Source organism: Nonomuraea sp. NPDC050643 (genome assembly GCF_040654715.1).
Classification (GTDB): domain Bacteria; phylum Actinomycetota; class Actinomycetes; order Streptosporangiales; family Streptosporangiaceae; genus Nonomuraea.
Window position 1 is genome coordinate 16292 of sequence record NZ_JBFAIM010000097.1, and the last position, 14300, is coordinate 30591.

Annotated in this window: 14 protein-coding genes; 9 read left to right on the plus strand and 5 right to left on the minus strand. The window is 73.7% G+C overall.

What is annotated here, in order from left to right; genetic code table 11:
• Positions 1 to 10: 10 nt before the first annotated feature.
• The 7 genes from AB0I15_RS61365 (at position 11) to AB0I15_RS61395 (ending at position 6185) form a co-directional block, all read left to right on the plus strand.
• Positions 11 to 784, plus strand: coding sequence for a TetR/AcrR family transcriptional regulator (locus AB0I15_RS61365; protein ID WP_358118677.1), 774 nt, complete (start codon positions 11 to 13; stop codon positions 782 to 784).
• Positions 750 to 1805, plus strand: a complete 1056-nt coding sequence (locus AB0I15_RS61370; protein ID WP_358118679.1) for a protein kinase family protein — start codon at positions 750 to 752, stop codon at positions 1803 to 1805. The genes AB0I15_RS61365 and AB0I15_RS61370 overlap by 35 nt, the downstream gene beginning before the upstream one ends.
• Positions 1806 to 1847: 42 nt before the next feature.
• Positions 1848 to 2180: a YnfA family protein gene (locus AB0I15_RS61375; RefSeq protein WP_358118680.1), complete on the plus strand. Its 333-nt coding sequence runs from the start codon at positions 1848 to 1850 to the stop codon at positions 2178 to 2180.
• A gap of 39 nt (positions 2181 to 2219) precedes the next feature.
• Complete coding sequence (gene speB / locus AB0I15_RS61380) at positions 2220 to 3233, plus strand: agmatinase (protein WP_358118681.1); 1014 nt, start codon at positions 2220 to 2222, stop codon at positions 3231 to 3233.
• Complete coding sequence (locus tag AB0I15_RS61385; protein WP_358118682.1) at positions 3233 to 3832, plus strand: GNAT family N-acetyltransferase; 600 nt, start codon at positions 3233 to 3235, stop codon at positions 3830 to 3832. The genes speB and AB0I15_RS61385 overlap by 1 nt, the downstream gene beginning before the upstream one ends.
• Entirely contained in the window at positions 3829 to 4317 is a 489-nt protein-coding gene (locus AB0I15_RS61390; protein ID WP_358118684.1) for an NUDIX domain-containing protein, read from the plus strand. The genes AB0I15_RS61385 and AB0I15_RS61390 overlap by 4 nt, the downstream gene beginning before the upstream one ends.
• Positions 4318 to 5189: 872 nt before the next feature.
• Positions 5190 to 6185: a hypothetical protein gene (locus AB0I15_RS61395; RefSeq protein WP_358118686.1), complete on the plus strand. Its 996-nt coding sequence runs from the start codon at positions 5190 to 5192 to the stop codon at positions 6183 to 6185.
• 86 nt (positions 6186 to 6271) lie between these two features.
• Here AB0I15_RS61395 and AB0I15_RS61400 read toward each other — a convergent pair whose 3' ends face one another.
• Complete coding sequence (locus tag AB0I15_RS61400; protein ID WP_358118688.1) at positions 6272 to 6865, minus strand: DUF2867 domain-containing protein; 594 nt, start codon at positions 6863 to 6865, stop codon at positions 6272 to 6274.
• Positions 6862 to 7488, minus strand: coding sequence for a TetR/AcrR family transcriptional regulator (locus AB0I15_RS61405; RefSeq protein ID WP_358118689.1), 627 nt, complete (start codon positions 7486 to 7488; stop codon positions 6862 to 6864). The genes AB0I15_RS61400 and AB0I15_RS61405 overlap by 4 nt, the downstream gene beginning before the upstream one ends.
• A gap of 90 nt (positions 7489 to 7578) precedes the next feature.
• On the opposite strand from AB0I15_RS61405, the gene AB0I15_RS61410 reads away from it, so the two are divergent.
• Positions 7579 to 7857 carry an antibiotic biosynthesis monooxygenase gene (locus AB0I15_RS61410; RefSeq protein WP_358118690.1) on the plus strand — a complete coding sequence of 93 codons (279 nt, stop codon included), beginning with the start codon at positions 7579 to 7581 and terminating at the stop codon, positions 7855 to 7857.
• A gap of 50 nt (positions 7858 to 7907) precedes the next feature.
• Here AB0I15_RS61410 and AB0I15_RS61415 read toward each other — a convergent pair whose 3' ends face one another.
• The 3 genes from AB0I15_RS61415 to AB0I15_RS61425 form a co-directional block, all read right to left on the minus strand.
• Positions 7908 to 8372 carry a hypothetical protein gene (locus AB0I15_RS61415; RefSeq protein WP_358118691.1) on the minus strand — a complete coding sequence of 155 codons (465 nt, stop codon included), beginning with the start codon at positions 8370 to 8372 and terminating at the stop codon, positions 7908 to 7910.
• 185 nt (positions 8373 to 8557) lie between these two features.
• The gene (locus AB0I15_RS61420) at positions 8558 to 12289 is read right to left on the minus strand and encodes a helix-turn-helix domain-containing protein (protein WP_358118693.1); all 3732 of its coding nucleotides are present in this window, start codon (positions 12287 to 12289) and stop codon (positions 8558 to 8560) included.
• A gap of 35 nt (positions 12290 to 12324) precedes the next feature.
• Positions 12325 to 12813 carry a hypothetical protein gene (locus tag AB0I15_RS61425; RefSeq protein WP_358118694.1) on the minus strand — a complete coding sequence of 163 codons (489 nt, stop codon included), beginning with the start codon at positions 12811 to 12813 and terminating at the stop codon, positions 12325 to 12327.
• 117 nt (positions 12814 to 12930) lie between these two features.
• Between AB0I15_RS61425 and AB0I15_RS61430 the strand changes: the two genes are divergently transcribed.
• Complete coding sequence (locus AB0I15_RS61430) at positions 12931 to 14286, plus strand: leucine-rich repeat domain-containing protein (RefSeq protein WP_358118696.1); 1356 nt, start codon at positions 12931 to 12933, stop codon at positions 14284 to 14286.
• Positions 14287 to 14300: the final 14 nt, after the last annotated feature.

Genomic DNA, 14300 nt, shown 5'->3' on the forward strand with positions numbered 1-14300 from the left:
CACTTGACTCATGAGCGACACACTGCCACCAGGACTCGGCGCCCTCTGGGCGCGCTACGGGGAGGCGGCACCGGAGCCGCGGCAGGGTCTGAGCCTGCCGGCGATCGCGCGCGCGGCGGTGGAGCTGGCCGACGCCGGCGGCCTGGAGGCCGTGTCGATGGCCAGGGTCGCCGAACGGCTGGGCTACACCACGATGTCGCTCTACCGGCACGTCAAGAGCAAGCAGGAGGTGCTGCTGCTCATGCTGGACGCGGTCGCGCCCGTCCCGCCCGAGCTCGGCGAGCCGTGCCCCGACTGGCGCGCCGGTCTGGAGCGCTGGTGCCGGGCCCAGTGGGAGATGCTGCGCGCCCACACCTGGATCGTGCACCTGCCCACCTCCGGCCCCCCGATCACGCCCAGCCAGCTCGAATGGACCGACCGCGGGCTGGCCGCCCTGCGCGGCACCGGCCTCAGCGAGAGCGACAAGGTCGGCGTGATCCTGCTGGTGGCCAGCTACATGCTCAACGCCGCCCGGATGAGCGCCGAGCTGGGCCAGGCCGCCTCCGACGAGTCGATCACCGCCTACACCTCGCTGCTCGGCGACCTGGTCGACGAGCGGCGCTTCCCCGCGCTGCGCACCGCGCTCGACGCGGGCGCGTTCGGCTACCCCGAGGAGACCGCCGAGGAGGAGCGGCGGTTCGACTACTCCTTCGGCCTGGCCCGCATCCTGGACGGCGTGGCCGTCCTCATCGACGGCTACAGTGATCACGATGATGGACGAGCGGCGGCTGACCACCCACGGTGACGTCTCCACGGCGCTGGCCCGGCTCGGCGACGCGGAGCTGGCCGAACTGCTCGAGCGCGACGCCGTGCCCCTCGGCGTCGGCATCGGCGGGGCGGCGGCGCGGCTGGAGGTCGGCGGCGCCCCGGTCTTCGTCAAACGCGTGCCCCTCACCGAGCCGGAGCTCCGCGCCGAGCACTCGACGGCCAACCTGTTCGGCCTGCCGCCCTTCTGCCAGTACGGCATCGGCTCGCCCGGCTTCGGCGCCTGGCGCGAGCTCGCCGCCCACACCATGACCACCGACTGGGTGCTGACCGGCCGCTTTCCCGGCTTCCCCGTGCTCCACCACTGGCGGGTGCTGCCGAACACCGCACCCGCCGCCCTCTACGAGGAGCTGGCCGACGTCGACCGGACGGTGACCTTCTGGGAGGGCGCGCCCGGCGTGCGCCGCCGCCTCGAGGCCCTGGCCGAGGCCCCGGCGAGCCTGGTGCTGTTCCTGGAGCACTTCCCGTACAACGCCCGCCAGTGGCTGGAGGAGCAGGTGCGCGCCGGCGCCGCCGACCGGGCCGTCGCCCAGGTGGACCACGGCCTGCGCGAGGCCGTGTCCTTCATGAACGCCAACGGCCTGCTGCACTTCGACGCCCACTTCGACAACATCCTCACCGACGGCCACCGCCTCTACATCGCCGACTTCGGCCTGGCCGTCTCCACCCGCTTCGACCTGTCACAGGAGGAGCGCGACTTCTACCGCCGCCACCGCACCTACGACCGCACCTACACGCTCTCCTACCTGGTGAACTGGCTGGCCAGGGCGTTCTACGAAGCCGACTGGGAACGATGCCGCGCCCTGGCGGCCGCATGGGCGGCGGGCGAGGCGCCCACCGGCGTGCCCGGCGGCGTCGCGGCCCTGCTGTCGAGATACAGCCCGCTGGCGACCGTGCTGTTCGCGTACTACCACGCTCTGCAGACCGAGAGCAGGAAGACCCCCTACCCGCTGGAGGAGATCCGCCGCGTCGCCGAGCGGCACGCCCTGCCGCTCGACTGATGCCGCCCGCTGCGCCGCCTGGCCGCGCCCTAGGGTGATCGCATGACCGTGCTGCGCTCCGTCGCCCTGTTCCTGCTGGCCGCCCTCGCCGAGATCGGCGGCGCGTGGCTGGTCTGGCAGGGCTGGCGCGAGGAGCGCGGCCTGCTGTGGATCGGCGCCGGCGTGCTGGCCCTGGCCGCGTACGGATTCGTCGCCACTTTCCAGCCCGAGGCCCACTTCGGCCGCGTCCTGGCCGCGTACGGCGGGGTCTTCGTCGCCGGCTCGCTGCTGTGGGGCATGGTCGCCGACGGCTTCCGCCCCGACCGCTGGGACGTCATCGGCGCCCTCATCTGCCTGGCGGGCGTCGCGGTCATCATGTACGCCCCCCGCGGCTGATCGGGAAATCCCGCTGGACATGATCGATACTCTGGACGAATGGCGCGTTACGGAGCACAGTACGGCCCCGACTTCACCTTCCTCGGCATCCCCCGGTGCGACCTCACGGACCCCGCCTCCTACGCCGGCGCCGACGTGATCATCGTCGGCGCCCCCTTCGACGGCGGCACCTCCGCCCGCCCCGGCACCCGCTTCGGGCCGCAGGCCATCCGCTCGACCGACTACATCGGCCACAACGGCTCGCGGCCCAGCCTCGCCCTGCGCACCGACGGCCTGAAGGACCTGACCGTCCGCGACGCCGGCGACGTCGAGATGTTCTCGGGCGACGTGGTCAAGTCCCTGGCCGACCTGCGGGCCGCCGTCGCCACCGTGGTCCGGGCGGGCGCGATCCCGGTGATCCTCGGCGGCGACCACGCGATCGCCTACGCCGACGCCCGCGGCGTGGCCGACGTGCTGGGCCAGGGCCGCGTCTCCATGGTCCACTTCGACGCCCACGCCGACACCGGAGACATCGACTTCGGCTCGCTGTGGGGGCACGGGCAGCCGATGCGCCGCCTCATCGAGTCCGGGGCGCTGCGCGGCGACCGGTTCCTGCAGATCGGCCTGCGCGGCTACTGGCCCGGCCCGGAGACCCTGGCCTGGATGGCCGAGCAGCGCATGCGCTCCTACGAGATGACCGAGATCGGCGTACGCGGCCTCGACGCCTGCCTCACCGAGGCGTTCGCCATCGCCACCGACGACTGCGACGGCGTGTTCCTGTCGGTCGACATCGACGTGTGCGACCCCGGCCACGCCCCCGGCACCGGCACACCCGAGCCCGGCGGGCTGAGCGCCAGGCAACTGCTCGACGCCGTGCGCCGGGTCTGCCTGGAACTGCCGGTCGTGGGCGTCGACGTGGTCGAGGTCAGCCCTCCCTACGATCACGCGGACATCACCGCCGCGCTCGCCAACCGCGTGGTGCTCGAAGCCCTGTCAGCCATCGCCCGTCGCCGCCAGGACGCACGCGACGGCACGACGTGGGATCCCGGCCGGCCACTGCTCGAAGGACGTTGATGCCCGAAATCCTGCCCTGGGTGGTCGCTCCTGGCACCCTCAGCGCGGGCCCGCAGCCCGTGCTCGCCTCGGAACACGGCCTGCTGCTGCGGCCCTGGACCGTCGCCGACGCCCCCATGATCGTCGACGCCTTCGGCGACCCGGCCACCCGGCACTGGCACGGCCGCAGCGTCGAGTCCGTCGCCGAGGCCGAGGGGCTCATCGACGGATACACGCGCGGCTGGCAGAGCGAGTCCAGCGCCAACTGGGCCGTCGTCACCGGCGGGGGAGAGGTGCTGGGCCGGGTCGGGCTGCGCGCGTTCGACCTGGCGCAGGGGGAGGCGGAGGTGGCGTACTGGATGCGGGCCGCGGCCCGGGGAAGGGGCGCCGCCCCGGCCGGAGTCCGTACGCTGAGCACCTGGGCCTTCGGCGCCGGCCTGCACCGGCTCATCCTCCACCACTCCGTCGCGAACGCGGCCTCCTGCCGGGTCGCCCAGAAGACCGGCTTCGACCTGGAGGGTGTCCGGCGCAGCGCCTACCTGCACACGGACGGCTGGCACGACGTGCACCTGCACGCTCTGATCAGCCCGCACCCGTCCGAGGGGCCGGATTCCCGATGATGCGAAGCTCGGTCCGGGCCATCGTCCTCGACCCCGGCGATCGCATCCTGCTCTGTCGCCACGACCTGACCCGGGTCGACGGGCCGGTGGTGTGGGCCATGCCGGGCGGCGGGATCGAACCCGGCGAATCGCGGGCGGCGGCGCTGCGCCGCGAACTGTCCGAAGAGATCGGCCTGCGCCTCGACGGCGGCCCGGCCCCGCCGCACGTCTGGCACCAGAGCGTCGCCGGATCCGGCTACGCGCCCGGCTACGACGGGGTGATCAACGACTACTATCTGATCAGAACGCGTACCTTCGAGCCACGTGGCGACTGGAGTGACGAGCAATTGGCGGCCGAGCACATCACGGACATCCGATGGTGGACATTCGCCGGGATCGCCGCGGGGTCACCGGGCGAGCTCTTCTCGCCCCGAGCCCTCGCCGGCTGTCTGGGCTCACTCCTGACCGAGGGCGTCCCCGACGCGCCCATTCACATGGGTCTGTGATCCACGTGCATCCCCCCGTCCCGTTCCCCTCGTGAGAAGATCGAGTTCATGACTGCACTGCCTGGCTCAGACCGCCGGGGCTCGCACGCCCGCGCGGCGTCTCCCGACACCTCCGTGACGCTCATGGCGCGACCGGGACGGTCCACCCGTGCCGATGCCCGGCCGCTCGGCCCCACGGAGCGGCCCGGTGACCGCGACCTCGGCGGACCGGCCCGCCTCGCAGGCAGTGGCCCCTACCACCCATACCGCCCCGCCCGCCCATCCGCCGGGATCCGGCCGGGCGCCGCGCGGAGAACGGGTACGGTCGAGTGCTGATCACGCCCCAGCCCCCCGGCATCACCCCCACCACCTCGCCTGACGTCACCGTTCCAGGCTCCGCCCCCGCGCCGGCGCCGGGAGCCGGGTTCAGGTCCGTGTCCGGAGACGGGCCCGTCTCCCGCGACGGGTCGGGTCCCAGCGAGCTGCCCAGCCGCGTCTCCACCCGCAGATCGGCTCCGGCCGCCGGGGCGACCCCGCAGGCCGGTTTCTTAATCGCCGCCGGCGACCGGGGCACCGGCCGCCCAGCCGACCAGGCACCCGGCACGGGTTCCACCGCGAAGGGAGCCGCCGGCCGGCGCCCGAAGCCCGACGAGCCCGAGACGACGAACCGCACACCAGACGGACCCGGCACGGCGCGGGCGACACCGGCCCGGCCTGACACGGCGGAGGCGACACCGGCCCGGCCGGCGGACGTGCACGAGGCGACCGAGGGAGACGGGCAGGCGCCGCGACAAGGGACCACGCCCGAGCAAGGGACCGTGTCCCCGCACGGCACCCCGGCCGGGCCTGGTACGGATGGCGGGTCCGGGGCGGGTGGTGGGCGTGGTGATGAGGTGGCGCAGTCGCCGGCCGGTCCCGAGATGACGAGTGTCGGGGAGATCGCCGGGTTGCGGCCACGTCGCCGGCCGGGCGACGGCGGCGAGGTCCGGGGCGTGGACGTCGATCTGGTGGACGGCCTCACCCCGCAGAGCCGCCACGCCGTGACCTCCTGGCTCCAGGACGGCCCGGCCGCCGCGACGCGCCAGGTCAGGCTCCAGGTGCTGGCCGCGTTCCTGCGCTGGCTGGACAGCGCCGAGCCGGCCGTCGAGCCGCTCGGCGTCACCGGCGCCCACCTGGACGCCTACTGCAACGCCGCCCTCTCGGGAACGCTCACGATCGGCGTCCGCCGGCCGGGCAAGCCCCTGTCGACCACCACCGTGACGAGGAAGCGCGCGGTGCTGTCCTCGTTCTACCAGTTCGCCTGGCGTCACGGCCTGGTCCAGCACGACCACGCCATCGGACACCAGCCGGTCGACGCCCGCGACGGCCGGCTGCTCACCCGGCAGGACCGGCGGTTGCTGCGCCGGGGCATCGCCCGGCTCGCCGCCGACGGACAATACGCGGCGGCGACCGCCGTCGCCCTGCTGGAGGCCACCGGCGCCCCCGTGGACGCGCTGGCCAGCCTCACCCCCCAGGACCTGCGCGCCGACGATGCGGACGGGCCCGTCCTGATCACCGTGCACGACAGCCGGGGCGACATCGTGGCGTTCCCGGTGCCGCCGCTGGCCCGTCCCCTGTTGCGGGCCCTGTCGGAGGGGCGTACGGCGGGGGAGCTGCTGATCAGCCGCGGCGACGGGCATCCCGTGGACGTGCAGTGGCTGCGGCGGGCGCTCACCGATGCCGCCCTGGCCGGGGGAATCCCGCGCCAGCGGGCCGAGCTGCTGCACCCGTACATGATGCGCGCCACCACCGTGGCGGAGCTGCTGCGTGATCGCGCCGCCTCCGCAGGGGGCGGCATGCAGCCGGCGGCGGGAATGACGGCCCTGGTCGGCAGCGGCCGGCGCGCGTAGCGGGAGAGAAGCGGCGGCTGCCAGGCCACAGCCGCCGCTTCAGTAGAAGAGCAGCGGTTGTCACGTCACTGTCGTGGTCTCGCGTTCTAGGTGTGCAGGGGTGGGGCGCCGCCGGTGCCCGCGTGCCACTGGCGCTCGATCCGTTTCAGCAGCGCCGGATACACGAACGCGTACCGGAACGGCTTGATCGCGGCCATGTAGGCGGCGCCGAACCACCCGTTCGGCCTGACCAGGACCGCCATCTGCCCGCGGTGGCCGCCGGCCCCGTCAGGGACCCAGCCGACGTGCATGACCGTGTGCACGGTGCCGTTCGCCAGCTCGGCCGCCCATTCGTCCGCGAGCAGGTAGAGGGGCGTGAACGGCAGGTTCGCCGGCCCGGGGCCGGGGGGTACGGACTCGGGCAGCCGCTGCCTCAGCGACGTCACCCGGGAGCCGAGACCGGCGCCCGGACGGTCCCAGCCGAACAGCGCGCCGAGCCTCCACCGGGTCGCCCAGAGCACGCGCACGATGAGCGGCGCGCCCCGAGGGAAGTCGCCCGACACGAACTGCGACACCAGCCGGGGCAGGTCGCCGGGGCCGCCCGGCGTGGCCAGCGCCCATACGTCCTCGACCTGGAAGTCGCCGGCGATCTCGTGGATCAGCCAGGGGCGCGAGGTGTGCGCGGTCTTCGGCAGCCTCATGAACGGGCCTCCGTGCCGGGGGAGGGAACGGGCGGCAGGCCGAGCACGCCCCGGACCGCCCTTTCGGTGAGCTCGACGTCGTAGGGCGCCTGACCCGCGAACTGGATCGCGACCGCCTCCATCACGACCAGGTAGGCCCGCGCGATCTCCACGGGCGGCGGGCCCGCGGGTATCGTCCCGCGGGCACCGGCGGCGGCGACCAGTTCGGTGCAGTCGGCCACGAGCCGGCCCAGGATCTCCGTGATCGCCTGGCCGACCGGATGGTCCTGCCCGGCGAACTCGACGCGCAGCGTCATCAGGACCCGGGCGATGTCTCGGCGGCAGTAGACGGCGTGCCCCCGTGCCATCGCCATCAGGGCCTCGACGGGGTCGGCCTGCTCGGCGACCAGCCGGCCCACCTCGGCCCGCCACGTCTCCTCGACCCACCGCACCACCGCCAGCGCCAGATCCTCCTTGTTGGCGAACAGGTGGTAGAGCGCGCCGCGGGTGTAGCCGGCCTCGCCGGCCACGCGTTCCAGCGACAGCGTCGCGTATCCGTACGTGGACAGGCCGCGCGCCGCGGCCTCCAGCAGAGCGTTCCTGGTATGGGCGCGCCGATCCGCCTGCTTGCGGCGAACCGTCATCCCATTTCACCTACATACATGTATGTAGGTTATATTCGGCCTCGCCGGTCCGCAATCCGGGCCGGGCCGACACGTGAAGGAGAGAGCAGCATGAACGTGGGCATGGTCGCCTTTCACTATCCGCACGCCGCGTACCAGGAGGAGTTCGTCTCACGTGTGCACCGCGTGGCCGAGGAGTTCCGCCGGACGCCGGGCTGCCTGTCGGCCGGCTGCTGGGTGTCCGGCGAGGCGGTCGTCTCGATCGTGCACTGGGAGTCCGAGGAGGCGTTCACCGCGTCGTTCGCCACCGTGCTGGCGGCCGGGCTGGACCTGGACTACGACGAGCGCGAGGCGCGGCCCCGCGAGATCCACCGCCTCGTGGCCGCCTGACCGAGCGGCGGCGGGGACGGCCCCCGCACCGCCCCCGCCGCGTCAACCCGTCAGGGCCTCGGATACTCGACGGCCTTGCCGCAGTAGCTGATCCCGACCGGCGAGTTGCTGAAGCGGCACACCTGGACGACCACGCGGTCGATCGCGCTCACCCCGTTCGGGTCGGACAGTGCCACCGCCACCGGCACCACGCCGTTGTCGGCCTTGACGATCCCCCGGTCGACGACCGTCTTGCCGTTGTAGGCGACGAAGGCCGCCTGGGAGTGCATCTGGTCCGGAGAGCAGACGGTGATGCCGCTCTCGTCGGACAGTTCACCCTTGACCTGGACGACCGGCCTGATCACGGGGCCTTCCACCCAGTTCAGCGTTCCCTCCGTGAACCCCCGGCGGCACGAGTCCCCGGAGTCGGCGTAGTACTTCACCATCGCCGCCGCCTGGGCCGACACGACCGGCTGCGCCCCCAGCAGGCCCGCGGTGACGGCGGCGCCCAGCGCCAGCCAAGTACGTAAACGCATGGCATTGACCCTTTCGTGTGGTTGATTCGGCCCCTCATCGTCAAACAACCGTCCGATGAGTGCCACCCCTGTTCCTGGCGCGCGGCCGTGCTTAGGGGTGGCCGGCCTTCCGGCTGCCGATCCCAGCCTCGGTGGGCGAGGGATTGTCCGGCAGCCCTGTCGCGTCACCGTGGACAAAGCCGGGTTCAGCAGGTGGGCCGGAAGGGGTCGTGCGGGAGGGCGGTCCGCCACTCCTCGGGCGACAGGCCGCCTCCGGCGCGGCGGCACAGGGCGGCCGCGGTGGTGGCGGGGGTGAGGTCGTACCGCTGGAGGGGGACGTGCTGGCCGGCGGCGTACAGGGTCCGGCCGTCGGGGCTGAAGGCGAGCGCGAGGACGGCGTCGCCCGGCGTGGGGAGGGGCGAGCCGATCGGGCGGCGGGAGGCGACGTCCCACAGTTGCAGCGTGCCGTCCGCGGAGCCGACCGCCAGCACGTCGTCATCGGGGGAGAACGCCAGCGCCATGACCGCCGTGCGCGAGTCCGAGCCGGCCGCGCCCAGCACGCCGAGCCGCCGCCGCACCCGCCCGTCCCACAGCGCGGTCCTGCCGGTGTCGTCGCCGGCGGCCAGGTAGCCGCCGCCGAAGGCGAAGGCCAGCGCGGAGAGGGGGCCGGGCCCGCCGGGAGCGGTCGCGCCCGACGGAAGATCCACGACGTCGCCCGAGGAGGTCACCATGAGCCGCTGGTCGGGATGGAGCCTGACCTCGTTCGCGGTGACGCCGTCCAGCGTCTCGGTGACGGCTCCGCGGCGCAGGTCCCAGACCACCGTCGAACCGACCTGCGGCCCCTTGGCGATCAGCAGCGACATGTCGCCGGGGCCGAAGGCGATCGCCCCCACCCGTCTGAGCTCCTCGAGCGTGAGCGTGCCGGTCGTGTGCCCGCGAGCCACGTCCCACAGCGACACGTGGGTCGGCTCGTCGGCCTGCTCCTGTGCGGAGCCGCCGAACGCGAGTGTCCGCCCGTCGGAGCTGAAGGCCAGGAGCGGCGCGCAGCTCGGCATGTCCGGCGGTTCGGGGCAGGGGATCGGCGGCAGGTCCGCGGCGGCCTTCCCGGGTTCCGTCCGGTGCAGCCGGACCTGTACGTGGGATCTGTCCCGCACGTACGCCGACGCCATCGCGGAGCCCCCCGGCCCGAACACGGCCGAGTCCGCCGCCTCCTCCCGCCATCCGGACGTCAGGGCCCTGCCCAGGTCGAGCGTGCGGACGGTGGCCGGCCACGCCCAGGGAGGACCGGCCAGGAAGCGGACCCGGTTCGCCTCCAGGTCGATCCGCAGGTCGCCGACCTGCTCGCCCAGCAGGGCATGACGGAAGACGGGGAAGCCGGGGGCCGAGATCCGCCACAGCAGGAGGTCGACGCCGTCGGAGGCGACCAGGAACGCGCCGTCCGCGCTGAAGCCGATGTCCTTGACGTTGCGATGGACGATCGAGGCCACCTCCTTCCCGGAGGCGAGGTCCCACAGGCGTACCTTCTCGCGGGTGATGACCGCCAGGCGCCGGCCGTCGGGGGTGAAGCGGACCTGCTCGTACTGACACTGCCGCCGGTCCAGGCGCGGCGCCCAGGGCGTGGCCAGCCGGCGCTTCCCGGCCACGTCCCAGAGCTGTAGCCGCTCGCCCGGCACGCACAGCGCGAGGAGCCGGTCGTCGGGGCTGAGCGTGACGTCGGGGAAGGCCGGGTCGTCGAAGTCGCGCCTGTCGGCCTCGGCGCGCACGTATGTCGGCCCGGATTCCCATGCCACGTGGCCGCGGCCGGGCAGGATCGGGTGGGGAGCGCTCACGGTCAGGAGCTCGCGCCGCCGGTCGGTGTCCCACACCCGGATCCGGTAGCGGGAGCCGTCGCCGTCGTAGCCGATGACGCTGCGCCCGCTCGTCCCCGTCTCGTAGCCGTGCTTGGCCGGGCCCAGTGGTCTCGCGTCCCGGGTGCCGGAGGTCAGGTCCCACAGCGTCACCGTCAGGCCGTCCGAGCGCAGGGGCAGCTTCCACGCGTCGCCGCTGCGCGCGCCGGCCTTTTCGAGCTGGGCGCCCAGGCCCGGCAGGGAGGCCGTCTTGCGATGGGTGTCCAGGTCCCAGGCGGTGACCTGGGCGGCGCCGACGCTGAGCAGGGTGCGGCCGTCCATGCTCAGATGGCGCATGGTGTCGGCGGCGCCGTCGGGGTCGATGAAGACGTCCTGCTGTCGTTGCGCGCTCGCGGCCAGCAGCGCCGAGCGGGTCTCCGGCAGGTCGGCCAGGCGCCAGGCGGCCAGGCTGAGCCGCATCGCCGTGACCGGGTCGGTGTCGCGCAGGCCCTCCGCCACGCCGACCACGCGGCGGGCCTCGGCCTCGCGCTGCCTGTCCCGGCCGTTCTGGTTCTCCTGCCAGGCCAGCAGGCCCGCGACCAGCGTGAGCGTCAGCAGGACCGAGATCGCCGTCGTACGACGTCGGCGCGAGCGCCGCTCCCCGTCCCTGGCGGCGACCGCGGCGGTGAGGAACTCGCGCTCCAGCGGCGTCAGCTCGTCCGACTCCGCGAACCGCTCCCACGCGATGGACAGGCGCACCCCGCGATACAGGCCGCCGGGGTCGCGGTCGTGGTCCCGCCAGGCGGTGGCCGCCTCGGTGAGCCGGCGCTGCAGCCGCATCCGCTCGCGGTCCTCCTCTATCCAGCCGCGCAGCCGCGGCCAGGCCGTGAGCAGCGCCTCGTGCGCCAGGTCGACCCGGCTCTCGTCGAGGGTGACCAGCCGGGCCTCGGCCAGCCGCTCCAACAGGGGCCCGGCGTCCTCGGTGGCCAGCTCCGCGCGCTCGACCGGGCGGCGGGTGTCCTGCGCGTCCTCGCCCGGGGTGACCAGGCGCAGCAGCAGGTGACGCAGGCGTTCGCGCCGGCGCGGGGTGAGGCCGGCGTAGAGGTCTTCCGAGGTGCGGGCGATCGAGGAGCGGATGCCGCCCGCGGCCTCGTACGCGGCCAGTGTCAGGGTCCGGCTCCGGCGCCGCCGCCAGGTCTGCAGCAGGGCGTGCGACATCAGCGGCAGGCCGCCGGGCTCGCCCTCGACCTCGGCGACGATCCTGGCCGTGAGCTCCCGCTCCACGACGAGCCCGGCGCCGGCGGCGGGCTTGATGATCGCCTCGCGCAGTTCGGCGGCGTTCATCGGGCTCATCAGCACGGTGGCGTCCCGTACGGCCTCGGCCAGTTCCCGGTGCCCGGCGCAGTGCCCGAAGAAGTCGGCCCGTACGGCGAGCACGACCCGCGACCCGCCTCCGTCCGACGCGAGCGCCAGCAACCCGCCGATGAACTCGCCGCGCCGCGCCGGGTCGCCGCACAGCGCGAACACCTCCTCGAACTGATCCACGACGATCAGGTCACCGCTCAGCCCGGCGTGCGTACGCCACGGCTGCGCGCCCGGCGTCACCACCCGCACCGAGCGCGCCCGGTCCGCCTGCCGCAGGTACGGCACCAGCCCCGCCCGCAGCACCGACGACTTGCCGCTGCCCGACGGCCCGACCAGCAGGACCAGCCGATGCGCGCCGACCAGCTCGGCCAACCGCCCGACCAGCGCCGCCCGGCCGAAGAACCGGTCGCGATCCCCGTCCTCGAATCCGGCCAGCCCCAGGTAGGGCGCCGCCCCGTCGTCTTCTTCGGCCGCCCGCTCAAGAGCCTCCCGGCTGGCCTCCTGCCAGCGCAGCCGCCACTCCTCGGCCTGTCCGCCGCACGCCTGCGCGTAGGCCAGGGCGACGGGCAGCGACGGCAGCCGGTCCCCGGCGGCGGCCTGGGCGAGGGTGGCGGGGGAGTAGTGCGCCCGCCTGGCCATGGCCCGGTAGGTCAGGCCCCCCGCCTCCTGCCGTAATTTGCGCAGGTCGCCGGCGAAGCGGGCGATGGGCCCGTCGCCCGGATCCAGTGGTCGCTCACTACGCCCCAATGCCGTCCCCGTTCAGCCGATCACGCCCCCGCGACCTACGGAGTGATCACGGAACCGGATACGGACATTTCCCGGCCGGAAATGTTCAACCCCCGTTCCGGCCGAACGGGGGTTTCCCCTCCGGCACCAGGACCGGGGCTACGGGGACCGGAGACCGGCGGGCGCCACGCCGCGTCCCAGCGCCCGTCGGCCTGGGCGCGCTCGACCTGCGCGAGCCCGGCCGGCCGCATCCGGCCTGCCCGCGTGAGCCGCTCGACCCGGGCGACGTTCCGCCGCGACCACGCGCTACGCGGCCGGCGCGGGCTGAACCGCTGCAGGTACGTCCCCTCGTCCCTGGACCTGGCCAGCCCGTCGATCCAGCCCTGGCACAGGGCCTCCTCCAGGGCCTGCTCGTACGTGAGCGTGGTGGGCTCGGTCGTGCCCTTCTTGGCGAGCACCAGCCAGGCCTCGTTCGCGCGGTCGTGGTGCTCGGACAGCCAGCTCCGCCAGGCGGCGGCGTCCGCGAGGATCGTCATCGTCGTCATATGACCATCGTCCCCGGTAAAGTGCTCACCAATTGACCACTTTACCGGCAGCCTGGCCACGCCTCCGGGCGGGCGCATGATCGCTTCTGTCGGTACGACCCCCTACGCTGCCGTGCCATGACCTTCTCCCCAGCACGGCCGGATCTGTCGGCCCACCGGGCCAAGCTAGGCTCGGTCTCGCCCGCCCGCGCCTGGAAGGCGGCCCGCGAGCTCGCCCTCGACGGCCGGGAAGAGGCCCTCGAACTGGCCGCGGAGTTCGCCGAGATCGCCGAGCCGGCCACCGACAAGCTGCTCAGGCTCTGGCCGGAGGCCCCCGACCCCGACGGTTTCGCCGAGTTCCTCCTGGCGCCCGCCTTCGCCCGCGAGGGGCGTACCAAACTGGAGTTGCGCCGCCGCGACACGATCACCGGGGTGCGGCACCTGACCATGCTGCGCACGCTGCGCCTCGACCACTGCAAGAACCTGACGGACCTGTCCGACCTCGCCGCGCTGACCGGGCTGTTCCGGCTCGAGCTGGACGGCTGCGCGGCCGTCACCGACCTCACCCCGCTGTCGGCGCTCCCCGTCCTGAAGACGCTCGTCCTCCGGAGTTGCCGCGCCCTCACCGACATCACCCCGCTGCGCACCCTGCGCACCCTGCGCCATCTCGACCTGCGCAGCAGCGGCGTGACCAGCGTCGAAGGCGTCGGCGACGCCTACCCGCACCTGGAATACCTCAACCTCGACCACTGCCGGGCGATCGACGACGTAGGGGGCTTGTCCGGGTTGCGCCGCCTGACCGAGCTCGACCTCTCCGGCACCAAGATCCGCTCCATCGCCGGGCTGCGCGACCTGGGCTCCGTCGGCGAGCTGAGCATGCACTGCGCCCGCCTGACCAGCCTCGACGGCATCGACGCCATGCCCGGCCTGCGCCGGTTGTGGCTCGCCGGCTGCACGAAACTCACCAGCCTCGACGGCCTCGGCCACCACCCCCGGCTGACCAACCTCGGCCTGCCGAGCGCCCGCATCCCCGACCTGCGCCCCCTGTCGCGCCTGCCCGCCCTCACCACCCTCGACATCGACCAGTGGCAGGGGCTGACCTCGCTGGACGGGCTGGAAGACCACCCCTCGATCGCCGACCTCAGCCTGACCTACGCCGAGGACCTGCGCGACTTCTCCGCCCTGGCCCGCATGCCCGCGCTGCGCGAGCTCACCCTGCAGGGCCTCGGCCAGCTCGCCGACCTGGCCCCGTTCGCCGGGCTGTGGCGGCTCGAAGAGCTGCACGTGGCGTTCGCCGACGACCTGCGCACCCTCGGCGACCCCGGCGACCTGCCCGGTCTGCGCACCCTGAGGCTCTACCGCTGCGCCGCCCTGACCGACCTCGGGACGCTCATCGACCAGCCGTCCCTCAAGGAGGTGCGGGTGGATGGGTGTCCGGCCCTGCCGCCCTCCGTCATCGCCGGCCTGGAGACCCGGGGCCTGCTCACCGGCTGAGGGCTGCACTAGGC

Bases quoted from the DNA above. Each gene is read 5' to 3' on its own strand.
- AB0I15_RS61365 (WP_358118677.1), top strand. From the start codon at position 11: ATGAGCGACACACTGCCACCAGGACTCGGCGCCCTCTGGGCGCGCTAC.
- AB0I15_RS61370 (WP_358118679.1), top strand. From the start codon at position 750: ATGATGGACGAGCGGCGGCTGACCACCCACGGTGACGTCTCCACGGCG.
- AB0I15_RS61375 (WP_358118680.1), top strand. From the start codon at position 1,848: ATGACCGTGCTGCGCTCCGTCGCCCTGTTCCTGCTGGCCGCCCTCGCC.
- speB (WP_358118681.1), top strand. From the start codon at position 2,220: ATGGCGCGTTACGGAGCACAGTACGGCCCCGACTTCACCTTCCTCGGC.
- AB0I15_RS61385 (WP_358118682.1), top strand. From the start codon at position 3,233: ATGCCCGAAATCCTGCCCTGGGTGGTCGCTCCTGGCACCCTCAGCGCG.
- AB0I15_RS61390 (WP_358118684.1), top strand. From the start codon at position 3,829: ATGATGCGAAGCTCGGTCCGGGCCATCGTCCTCGACCCCGGCGATCGC.
- AB0I15_RS61400 (WP_358118688.1), bottom strand. From the start codon at position 6,865: ATGAGGCTGCCGAAGACCGCGCACACCTCGCGCCCCTGGCTGATCCAC.
- AB0I15_RS61405 (WP_358118689.1), bottom strand. From the start codon at position 7,488: ATGACGGTTCGCCGCAAGCAGGCGGATCGGCGCGCCCATACCAGGAAC.
- AB0I15_RS61410 (WP_358118690.1), top strand. From the start codon at position 7,579: ATGAACGTGGGCATGGTCGCCTTTCACTATCCGCACGCCGCGTACCAG.
- AB0I15_RS61415 (WP_358118691.1), bottom strand. From the start codon at position 8,372: ATGCGTTTACGTACTTGGCTGGCGCTGGGCGCCGCCGTCACCGCGGGC.
- AB0I15_RS61425 (WP_358118694.1), bottom strand. From the start codon at position 12,813: ATGACGACGATGACGATCCTCGCGGACGCCGCCGCCTGGCGGAGCTGG.
- AB0I15_RS61430 (WP_358118696.1), top strand. From the start codon at position 12,931: ATGACCTTCTCCCCAGCACGGCCGGATCTGTCGGCCCACCGGGCCAAG.